Here is a 10280-nt window from a genome sequence, read left to right as displayed (position 1 = left end):
CGAGGGTGCGGTGTTCGGTCCGTCCGGTACGGTCCTGATCACCGGTGGTACGGGTGCGCTGGGTGCGCTGGTGGCCCGGCACCTGGTGGCCGAGTACGGTGTCCGGCACCTGTTGCTGACCAGTCGTCGTGGTGCGGATGCGCCCGGTGCGGCCGAACTGCGGGCCGAGCTGGCGGAGTCGGGCGCGGAGGTCACGCTGGCGGCCTGCGATGCGGCCGACCGGGAGGCACTCGCCGCCGTCCTCGCCTCGGTCCCGGCCGAACACCCGCTGACGGCGGTCGTCCACACCGCAGGTGTGATCGACGACGGGGTGGTCTCCGGGATGACGCCGGAGCGGCTGGACCGTGTGCTGCGTCCGAAGGTGGACGCGGCCTGGAACCTGCACGAGCTGACGGCCGACCGGGAACTCTCGGCGTTCGTCCTGTTCTCCTCCGCGGCCGGTGTCTTCGGTGGTCAGGGACAGGCGAACTACGCCGCCGGGAACACCTTCCTGGACGCGCTGGCGCAGCACCGCAAGGCGCTTGGCCTCGCGGCGAGTTCGCTGGCGTGGGGCCTGTGGGCGCAGGCCGGTGGCATGGCCGGCGGCCTGGACGAGGCCGACGTGACCCGGATGGCGAGGGCCGGTCTGGCGCCGCTGTCCCCGGAGGAGGGCCTGGCGCTCTTCGACGCGGCGACCGGAGGCGGCCTGGACGACGCGGTGCTGGCGCCGATGCGGCTGGAGGTGGCGGCGCTGCGGGCCCAGGGCGATCCCGACCTGGTGCCGCACCTGCTGCGTGGTCTGGCCAGGGTCCCTTCCCGGCGGTCGGCCACGGCGGGTCCGGGCGCCAACGGCGGCGCACCCGCGGCCGAACAGCGGTCACTGGTGGAGCAGTTGGCCGGTCTGCCCGACGCCGAGCGCGACCGCGTGCTGCTGGCGGCGGTGCGGACCCAGGTCGCCGCGGTGCTCGGCTACGGCGGCCCCGAGGCGATCGAACCGGGGCGCGGCTTCGTCGAGCTCGGCTTCGACTCGCTGACCGCGGTGGACCTGCGCAACCGTCTGGGGGCGCTGGCCGGAGTGCGGCTGCCGGTCACGCTGATCTTCGACTACCCGACCCCGGCCGCCCTGGCCGGCTACCTGCGGGAGGAGACCCGCCGGGACGAGGCGCCGGCCGCTGCGGTGCTCCCGATCGGCGCGGAACTCGACCGACTGGAGTCGATCCTGTCCGCTCTCGCTCCCGGTGACGAGGAGCGGCGGCGGGTCACCGCCCGCCTGCGGACGCTGCTGTCGATGTGGACCGAGGCCCAGGGCCCGGCCGCCGACCAGGCCGCCGAGCCGGCAGCCGACGCCGGACTCGAGTCGGCGACGGCGGACGAGATCTTCAGCCTGCTGGACGAGGAGCTCGGCCTGTCCTGACCGCACCCCGGCGGGGCCCGGCGACCGATCGGCCGCCGGGCCCCGCCGGACTCGACTCCCGCGACCGCTGTCCGGGGACGGAGCACCGTCCCGCCCCCGGAGGCGGTCGCGGTGTTCCCGGACGGGCCTTCGCCCGCTCGGGAACTGACGCACCGGGCCCCCGGGACCGATCCACGATCGGCCCCGGGGGCCCGGTGTCCTGCCCGGCCGTCCGGCGGCGGGGTCAGAGGGTGCGCAGGTCGGGCCAGAGCTCGGACCACGGGGTGCGCAGGCCCTCGCAGAGCCAGACGGCCTTGCCCTGGTTGCTGTTCTTCACCCCGTGGCCGTTGTCGATCGTGGCGACCCGGCGGACGCTGCCGAACTCCTTGCGCAGCCGGTCCTCGTCACCGCCGACGTACAGGACGGCGCCGGAGTCGTCCGGCGGTGCGCCGAAGTACCAGGCACCCCGCTGGGGGCTGTAGACCCGAGGCAGCCCGCGCCGCGGGCCGGTGCTGGAGGGAGACCGCGCCCGCCGCCCAGAGCGTCGGGAACAGTCCGGCGACGTAGTAGGCGCGGCCGTCGGTGACCAGGAAGAACGCGGTCGTACCGAGCGCGGCCCAGCCCAGGAAGCGGTAGCCGCGCAGCGCCTCCATCCGCAGCAGCCGCCACAGGCCCGCACACATCAGCAGCACCAGCGGGAACCCGGAGAGGATCAGCGCCAGCGGCAGGAACGCCACCCGGCCGCCGAACAGGGCGTCGTCCTCGGCCGTGATCACGTCCGTCATCGCAGCCTGCGGCCAGCCGTGTCGGGCCTGCCACACCAGGCTGGGCACCGTCACCAGGACCGCGATCGCCGCCGCGGTCCAGAGCGCGGGCCGGGTGAGCAGCTCGCGTGGGCCGGCGGCTGCCACCGCGCCGACCAGTGCCAGCAGGAGCACGCCGACCAGGTACTTGTCCTGGAGCGCGACCGCCGCCGCGACTCCGAGCCACAGCGGCAGCCGGTCGTCGCGGAGCCGTACCCAGCGCACCAGCAGCCAGCTGATCAGGGTCCAGAAGAACACGTCCAGGGTGGGGGTGATCAGCAAGTGCCCGAAGGCCACCACGATGGGCGATACCGCGAAGGCACCCGCGCTGAGGACCTGGGCCCGGCGCTGCCCGCCGAGCTCTCTGGCGATCAGCGCGGACAGCACCGCGCCCGCACCGGTCAGCAGGGTGGCGGGAAGCCGCAGCACCACCAGGTTGCCGGGGCCAGGACGTCCAGGGCATGGGCGGGCAGCGGCAGCAGCGGCGGCTGGTCGAGGTAGCCCCAGTCGGGGTGCTTTCCGGTCGACAGGAAGTACAGCTCGTCGCCGAAGTAGGCGTAGCGGCCGCTGGCCAGCAACAGCGCCAGGGCCAGGACGCCCGCGACGACCGACACCGGCCGCCAGGCGAAGGGTTCGGCCGCCGCCGCTGTGCGCGGCCGGTCGGGTTGCTCGGAGGTCGTCGGTGGTGCGGCGTTGTCGACTGTCTGGCTCACGGTTTCTCCGCATGGGTCGAGTCGTGGTGGATTCGGGGCATTCGCCGAGACGGCGGTTTTTCGGCAGCCGTCGTGCGAATACCGCCGTCGAGCCCGCATTCCTGCGCCTTTCCGGCGCACCGCGCACAGGGCGTCAGGGGCTGCTGCGGGTGTCTCGATCCTCTGGCAGTCCCCTTGCGCGGCAACGAGATTGACGCCACGGCCGGATAGGGGTCGGATCGGGCCGGATAGGGGTCGGATAGGAGGTGGGCAAGGGTTCGGGGGATTTCCCGGCGTAACTAAGCTGGTGCCGCAGCGAAATATGTGAACCACCGAATGCGGAATGCGACGTAACGTCCACCGAGGAGATGTGTGTGAACGACAAGCCTCAGACGCCCGAGTTCCGCCTGGAGATCGACCGGTCGGCGGCGCCCGGTCGGGAGCCGGGGCCGATCGACCTCCGCCGGTACTACGCGACCCCCGCCCACTCGGGCATCCCGACCTTCATGGGCGTCCCGCTCTGCCTCAACCAGGAGGACCTGAAGGCCGGGAACGCCGACGTCGCCGTGCTGGGCATTCCGCTGGACTCCTCGATCGGCCACCGCGGCGCGGCGTACGGCCCCCGGATGATCCGCTCCGACGAGCGTTACATCTTCAACACCCCCGAGGCGATGATCAACGCCAGTACCCGGATCAACCCGTTCGACGTGCTGAAGGTGGTGGACTACGGCGACGCGGCCGTGGACGCCTTCAGCACGCCGAACTCGATGGGGCCGATCCGGGCGCTGGTCCGGGAGATCGCCGAGGTCGGGGCCGTCCCGGTGCTCCTCGGCGGTGACCACTCGCTGCTGTGGCCGAGCGTCGGCGCGCTGGCCGACGTCTACGGGCCGGAGAAGATCGGCGTCATCCACTTCGACGCGCACCCCGACTGCCACGACAGCCAGCTCGGCCACCGGGCCACCCACAGCACCCCGATCCGGCGGATCATCGAGGACGAGAAGATCCCGGCGGGCAACATCGTCCAGGTCGGCCTGCGCACCGTCACCGGCCCCGACAACCAGCTGTTCAACTGGATGCGCCGGCAGGGCATGAAGTCGCACTTCATGGCGGAGATCGAGCGGATCGGGTTCCACGCCGTCCTGGACAAGGCCATCGCCGAGGTGCAGGAGAACGCCGAGTTCGTCTACCTCTCGCTGGACATCGACGTGCTCGACCCGTGCTTCGCCCCCGGGACCGGCACCCCCGAGCCCGGTGGCCTGACCAACCGTGAGCTGTTCCCGGCGTTCCGCCGGATCTGCCACGAGACCAAGGTCATCGGCATGGACGTGGTCGAGGTCGCGCCGCACCTGGACGCCGGCTACTCCACCACGATGAACGCCCGCCGCGCCATCTTCGAGGGCCTGACCGGCCTGGCGATGAACCGGCTGAAGATCGCCGGGCCCAACTACCTGAACCCGATCGTCTCCGGACAGGTCAAGTTCCCGATGGGCTGAGCCGGTTGGGGAACCGGCCGGGAAACCGGTCGGGGAACCGTCGGGAAGTCGGCCGGGTGACGAAGGGAGCGGTGGCGCAGTCGTGATGCGCCACCGCTCCCTTCGTCCGTAGACCGGTCGGGGGGTCGGGTCAGTCCAGCGCCCGCTTGCGGAAGCCCCGGATGCCGATCAGCCCGAAGAGCACGCAGGCCGCCGCGAGCGCCGCGAGGTCGACCCCGAGCGGGATCGACCGCAGCTCGCCGTGCGGCACCAGCACGGCACGCATCGCCTCGCTGACGTACGTCAACGGGTTGAGCGCGCAGATCACCTGGAACACGCGCACCGAGGCCAGGCCGTACCACGGGAACTGGGTGGCGCCGGTGAACATCAGCGGGGTCAGCACGACAGCGATCATGATGCTGATGTGGCGGGAGTCCACCGCGGTGCCGATGGTCAGCCCGACGGCCGCGCCGGCCAGCGAGCCGAGCGCGAGCACACCGACGATCGGCAGGATGCTCGACACCGGCCAGGACACGTCGTCCAGCAGCAGGAAACCGATCGGGACCATCACGGCGGCCGCCACCAGGCCGCGGACCGCCCCGAACACCACCTTCTCGACCGCCACCAGCGCGAGCGGGATCGGGGACAGCAGCCGGTCCTCGATCTCCTTGGTGAAGGAGAAGTCGACGATCAGCGGGAAGGCCGTGTTCTGGAGCGCGACCAGGAAGCTGCTGAGCGCCACCACGCCCGGCAGCAGCACCTGTTGGAAGCCGTGGCCGGTGTAGCCGAGGCCGGAGAGGATCTTGCCGAACACGAACAGGATGAAGAACGGCTCGACCAGTACCTGGGCCAGGAACGGGACCAGCTCACGTCCCGTCACGAAGACGTCCCGCCAGAGGATGAAGCAGAACGTCCGCGCCGCGGAGCCGCCGGCCCGCGGCAGGGTTGCAGGTGCAGTGGTGCTCAACGGAGTTCCCTCCCGGTCAGTTCGATGAAGACGTCCTCCAGGGTCAGCCCGCCGAGGGAGACGTCCTCGATGTCGTGGTGCAGTTCGGTGAGGGCGGTGACGGTGGCGGGCAGGGCGGCCGAGGGCTGGCCCGTGGTGTAGATCCGCAGCTTCGTGGGGCCGTCGCCGTCGGAGGGGTCGGAGGTGCCGGCCGTTGACTCGCTGTCCGGGCCGACGGCGGTGGAGCCGACGAGCTCGACCCGATCCACTGCGGTGAGCTTCTCCAAGGCCCGGACGAGGTCGTTGAGTTCGTGTGCCCCGGGTGGGCTGTCGGCGGTCCGCAGCGTGACCGTCAGGGTTCCGGTACCGCGGAGGGACTCGGTCAGGGCTTGCGGGGAGTCGAGTGCCAGCAGCTTGCCGCGGTCGATGATGCCGACCCGGTCGCAGAGCTTGGCCGCCTCGTCCATGTCGTGCGTGGTGATCACCACGGTGACGCCCTTGCGGCTCAGTTCGGCCACCCGGTCGTGGATGAACAGCCTGGCCTGCGGGTCGAGGCCGGTGGCCGGCTCGTCCAGGAAGAGCACCTGCGGCCGGTGCATCAGCGCGCGGGCGATCATCACCCGCTGCGCCTGGCCGCCGGACAGCTCGTCCACCCTGGCCTTCCCCCGGTCGCCGAGGCCCACCCAGTCGAGGCTCTCGTCGGCCAGCCGGTTGCGCTCGGCCCGGCGCATGCCGTGGTAGCCGGCGTGGAACACCAGGTTCTGGCGGATGGTCAGCGAACGGTCGAGGTTGTTGCGCTGCGGGACGACCGCGAACACCCGGTGCGCGGCGGCCGGTTCGGCCACCACGTCGACCCCGAGGATGGAGACCCGCCCCGAGGTCGGGGCCACCCGGGTGGTCATGATTCCGACGGTGGTCGACTTCCCGGCGCCGTTCGGACCGAGCAGGCCGAACACCTCGCCGGTCCTGACGCTGAAACTGAGGTCGTCGACGGCGGGTTTCGGCCGGTTGCGGTATCTCTTGACCAGCCGGTCGACGACGACTGCGGCGGAATCCACGGCCTGCGGTGCGCGTGCTGTATTCATTGATGCCTGCGAATCGAGCGGGACGCGGAAACGGCGGCACGATGGTTGCGCGGCGAGAGTTCACGCGCAGCCGGATACGCCGTCATGCGCGCCGACGGAAAGGGAGAAAGGGACACCCGAGGTGTCGAGCATGTATAGCATGGGCGCCACTCGACCGCTCCGGTCCGCTTCCGGTGCAGCCCCTGCCGGCCCTTTCGGCACAGGGGGGATAGGGGCAGAGTAGGGGATGTGTCCCGGTCCGCCGCGCTGCTAGTTTGACGGGGCGCAAGTATTCTCCGCGATCCCGCCGGAATACCGGCCATACGTGGCGCGAGCCACGGTGGCGCACATTCCGGCGCATGCGGTGAATACCGATGGCAAGAATTTCTCCCGCGCGGGCGGGGAGTTGCGGGCGCAGGCTATTCAGCGCGAGTCATTGGCGGTCATGCCCGATCTTCCCGACGACGTGTTCCGACTCGGACGTCCGGAAGCGGTCGGCACGGCCCTCACGACCGGTTCAAGGGTGGGACGGACAAGGCGTGGAGAACGAAGCGAAGCTCCTCGACTACCTCAAGCGGGCGACCGCCGATCTGCGCGAGACGCGCCGGCGGCTGCGTGAGTTCGAGGAGCAGGAGCCGGAACCGATCGCCATCATCGGTATGGCCTGCCGCTACCCGGGCGGGGTGAACTCCCCCGAGGATCTGTGGCAGTTGGTGGCCACAGGCGCCGACGGCGTCTCCGGCTTCCCGGCCGACCGGGGCTGGGACCTCGCCTCGCTCCATGACGAGGACCCGGAACGGCCCGGTACCTCGTACACCCGCGAGGGCGGCTTCCTGCACGACGCCGCCCGGTTCGACCCCGACTTCTTCGGCATCTCGCCGCGCGAGGCCCTCGCCATGGACCCGCAGCAGCGGCTGCTCCTGGAGACCTCCTGGGAGGCGTTCGAGCGGGCCGGGATCGACCCCGAGTCGGTACGCGGCAGTGCGACCGGTGTCTTCGCCGGTGTGATGTACCACGACTACGCCTCCCGCCTGCTCGACGTCCCCGAGGAGGTCGCCGGCTACCTCGGCAACGGCAACTCGGGCAGTGTCGCGTCCGGCCGGGTCGCCTACGCGCTGGGCCTGGAGGGCCCGGCGGTCACCGTCGACACCGCCTGCTCCTCCTCGCTGGTGGCCCTGCACTGGGCGATCCAGGCGCTGCGGGCGGACGAGTGCTCGCTGGCGCTGGCCGGCGGCGTCGCGGTGATGTCCACCCCCAACGCCTTCATCGACTTCAGCCGCCAGCGCGGACTGGCCGCCGACGGCCGCTGCAAGTCCTTCGCGGCCGCCGCCGACGGCACCGGCTGGGGCGAGGGCGTCGGCATGCTGCTGGTGGAGCGGCTGTCCGACGCCCAGCGCAACGGCCACCCCGTGCTCGGCGTCGTCCGGGGCTCCGCGATCAACCAGGACGGCGCGAGCAGCGGCCTCACCGCGCCCAACGGTCCGGCCCAGCAGCGGGTGATCCGGCAGGCGCTCGCGGCGGCCCGCCTGACCTCCACCCAGATCGACGTGGTCGAGGCGCACGGCACCGGCACGACGCTCGGTGACCCGATCGAGGCGCAGGCGCTGCTGGCCACCTACGGCAAGGACCGTGACGCCTCCGCACCGCTCTGGCTGGGTTCGCTGAAGTCGAACATCGGTCACACGCAGGCGGCGGCCGGTGTCGGCGGCATCATCAAGATGGTGATGGCGATGCGGCACGGTGTGCTGCCGCAGACGCTGCACGTGGACCGGCCGACGCACAACGTCGACTGGTCGGCGGGCGCGGTCGAGCTGTTGACCGAGGCCCGGCTGTGGCCGGAGACCGGACGGCCGCGCCGCGCCGCCGTGTCCTCCTTCGGGGTCAGCGGTACCAATGCGCACACCATCCTGGAGCAGGCGCCTGTTGCTGCTCCTGCTCCTGCTCCTGCTTCGGCGACTGCGACGTCGCCGGAGCTGCCGGTGCCGTGGGTGCTGTCCGGGCGGACGGCGGAGGCGCTTCGGGGACAGGCCCAGCTGCTGCTGGAGAGGCTGACTGCCGCTCCCGAACTGGGGGTCGGGGACGTCGCCTTCTCGCTTGCCACCTCCCGTGCGGCCTTCAAGCAGCGGGCCGCGTTGGTCGTCCGTGTCCGGCCCGAAGCGCTTGCCGCACTGGAGGCCCTGGCGCGGGGTGAATCGGCGGCTCGAACGGTCGTCGGGGCTACCGGGACCGACGGTCGGGTGGCGTTCCTGTTCGCCGGTCAGGGGAGTCAGCGGGTCGGGATGGGCGCTGAGCTGTATGCGGCGTTCCCGGTGTTCGCCGAGGCTTTCGACGCGGTGTGTGGGGAGCTGGACGGGCGTTTGGGGCGTTCGCTGCGAGAGGTGGTGTTCGCGGGCGAGGACGGTCTGCTGGATCGGACCGCGTTCACGCAGCCGGCGCTGTTCGCGGTTGAGGTGGCGCTGTTCCGTCTCGCCGAGTCGTGGGGTGTTCGGCCGGACTTCCTGGCGGGGCATTCGATCGGTGAGGTGGCCGCTGCGCATGTGGCGGGTGTGCTCTCGCTGGCGGATGCCGCTGCTCTGGTTGCGGCTCGTGGCCGTCTGATGCAGGCACTGCCTTCGGGTGGGGCGATGGTGTCGGTGCAGGCGTCCGAGGAGGAGGTGCTGCCGCTGCTCAGTGGCGAGGTGGGTATCGCTGCGGTCAACGGGCCTTCGTCGGTGGTGATTTCCGGTGCTGAGACTTTGGTGCTGGAGGTTGCGGAGAAGCTGGCCGCCGACGGCCGGAAGACCAAGCGGCTCATGGTGAGTCATGCGTTCCACTCGCCGCTGATGGAGCCGATGCTGGCGGAGTTCCGGTCGGTTGTCGAGGGGCTGACGTTCGACGCTCCTCGGATTCCGATCGTCTCCACGCTGACCGGTGGGGTCACTGACGAGCTGTGCACGCCCGAGTACTGGGTGCGGCATGTGCGTGAGGCCGTCCGGTTCTGCGACGCGGTGCAGGCCCTGGAGGGTGAAGGCGTCCGTACGTTCCTGGAGTTGGGTCCGGACGGCACGCTCTCGGCGATGGGCCAGGAGTGTGTGACGCAGGAGACCGTGTTCGCACCGGTCCTGCGCCGCGACCGTCCGGAGGCGGAGACCTTCGTCGGCGGCCTGGCCCGGCTGTATGTGCACGGGGTGGCGCTCGACTGGCAGGCGGTGTTCGCGGGTACCGGCGCGCAGCGCGTCGACCTGCCGACGTACGCGTTCCAGCGGGAGCGCTACTGGCTGGACAGCGGTGTCCTCCAGAGTGGCGATGTCACGGCGGCCGGGCTCGGTTCGGTCGAACACCCGCTGCTCGGTGCGGTCCTTGCGCTGCCGGACTCGGACGGTCATCTCTTCGTCGGGCGCCTGTCCGTCGAGACGCACCCGTGGCTGGCCGACCACGCCGTGGCCGACACCGTGCTGCTCCCGGGTACGGCCTTCGTGGACCTGGCGGTCGCCGTCGGTGACCAGGTCGGCTGCGGCCTGGTGGAGGAGTTGACGCTGGAGGCGCCGCTGGTCGTCCCGGCGACGGGCGCGGTCCAGTTGTGCCTGGCGGTGGGGGCACCCGACAGTGCCGGACGCCGTCCGCTGAGTGTCTACTCCCGCCCGCAGGACGAGTCCGCCGGTGGCGCCGTCTGGGCCGACCGTCCGTGGACCGTTCACGCTGCGGGCTTCCTGTCGCCGAGTGGGCAGTCCGCCTCGTTCGATCTGGTGGAGTGGCCGCCGGTGGGTGCGGAGGCTGTGCCGGTCGACGGGTTGTATGAGGGTTTCGCGGCGGCCGGGTTCGGTTATGGTCCGGTGTTCCAGGGTGTGCGTGGGGCGTGGCGGCTGGGTGATGAGGTGTTCGCCGAGGTGGCGCTGCCGGAGGCCGGCCGGTCGGAGGCGGGTCTGTTCGGTCTGCACCCGGCGCTGCTGGA

Annotated in this window: 6 protein-coding genes and 1 pseudogene; 3 read left to right on the top strand and 4 right to left on the bottom strand. The window is 71.3% G+C overall.

Features of this window, described 5'->3' with window-relative positions:
• Nucleotides 1-1393 (top strand): type I polyketide synthase (locus UK12_RS30450; RefSeq protein WP_045306436.1); only part of this gene is annotated, 1393 nt, incomplete at its 5' end.
• Between the two features lie 383 nt (nucleotides 1394-1776).
• Here UK12_RS30450 and UK12_RS30445 read toward each other — a convergent pair.
• Nucleotides 1777-2604: an ArnT family glycosyltransferase gene (locus tag UK12_RS30445; RefSeq protein ID WP_331386672.1), complete on the bottom strand. Its 828-nt coding sequence runs from the start codon at nucleotides 2602-2604 to the stop codon at nucleotides 1777-1779.
• Nucleotides 2577-2888: a hypothetical protein gene (locus UK12_RS44825; protein WP_331386671.1), complete on the bottom strand. Its 312-nt coding sequence runs from the start codon at nucleotides 2886-2888 to the stop codon at nucleotides 2577-2579. Before UK12_RS44825 ends, UK12_RS30445 begins: the two co-directional genes overlap by 28 nt.
• 353 nt (nucleotides 2889-3241) lie before the next feature.
• Between UK12_RS44825 and UK12_RS30440 the strand changes: the two genes are divergently transcribed.
• Nucleotides 3242-4360: an agmatinase family protein gene (locus UK12_RS30440; RefSeq protein WP_231591451.1), complete on the top strand. Its 1119-nt coding sequence runs from the start codon at nucleotides 3242-3244 to the stop codon at nucleotides 4358-4360.
• Nucleotides 4361-4490: 130 nt separating this feature from the next.
• On the opposite strand, the gene UK12_RS30435 is transcribed toward UK12_RS30440, so the two are convergent.
• Complete coding sequence (locus tag UK12_RS30435) at nucleotides 4491-5306, bottom strand: ABC transporter permease (protein ID WP_045306434.1); 816 nt, start codon at nucleotides 5304-5306, stop codon at nucleotides 4491-4493.
• Nucleotides 5303-6370 (bottom strand): ABC transporter ATP-binding protein, encoded by a 1068-nt coding sequence (locus tag UK12_RS30430; RefSeq protein ID WP_045306433.1) that lies wholly within the window; start codon nucleotides 6368-6370, stop codon nucleotides 5303-5305. The genes UK12_RS30435 and UK12_RS30430 overlap by 4 nt, the downstream gene beginning before the upstream one ends.
• Before the next feature lie 518 nt (nucleotides 6371-6888).
• On the opposite strand from UK12_RS30430, the pseudogene UK12_RS30425 reads away from it, so the two are divergent.
• A pseudogene (locus tag UK12_RS30425) lies at nucleotides 6889-10280 on the top strand (type I polyketide synthase); the annotation flags it as partial.

It is taken from the genome of Saccharothrix sp. ST-888 (assembly GCF_000955975.1).
Classification (GTDB): Bacteria; Actinomycetota; Actinomycetes; order Streptomycetales; family Streptomycetaceae; genus Kitasatospora.
This window is presented reverse-complemented; position numbering and strand designations above follow the sequence as displayed.

What these genes read in the sequence shown, in the direction of transcription:
- UK12_RS30430 (WP_045306433.1), bottom strand. Translation starts at nt 6,370, where the DNA reads ATGAATACAGCACGCGCACCGCAGGCCGTGGATTCCGCCGCAGTCGTC.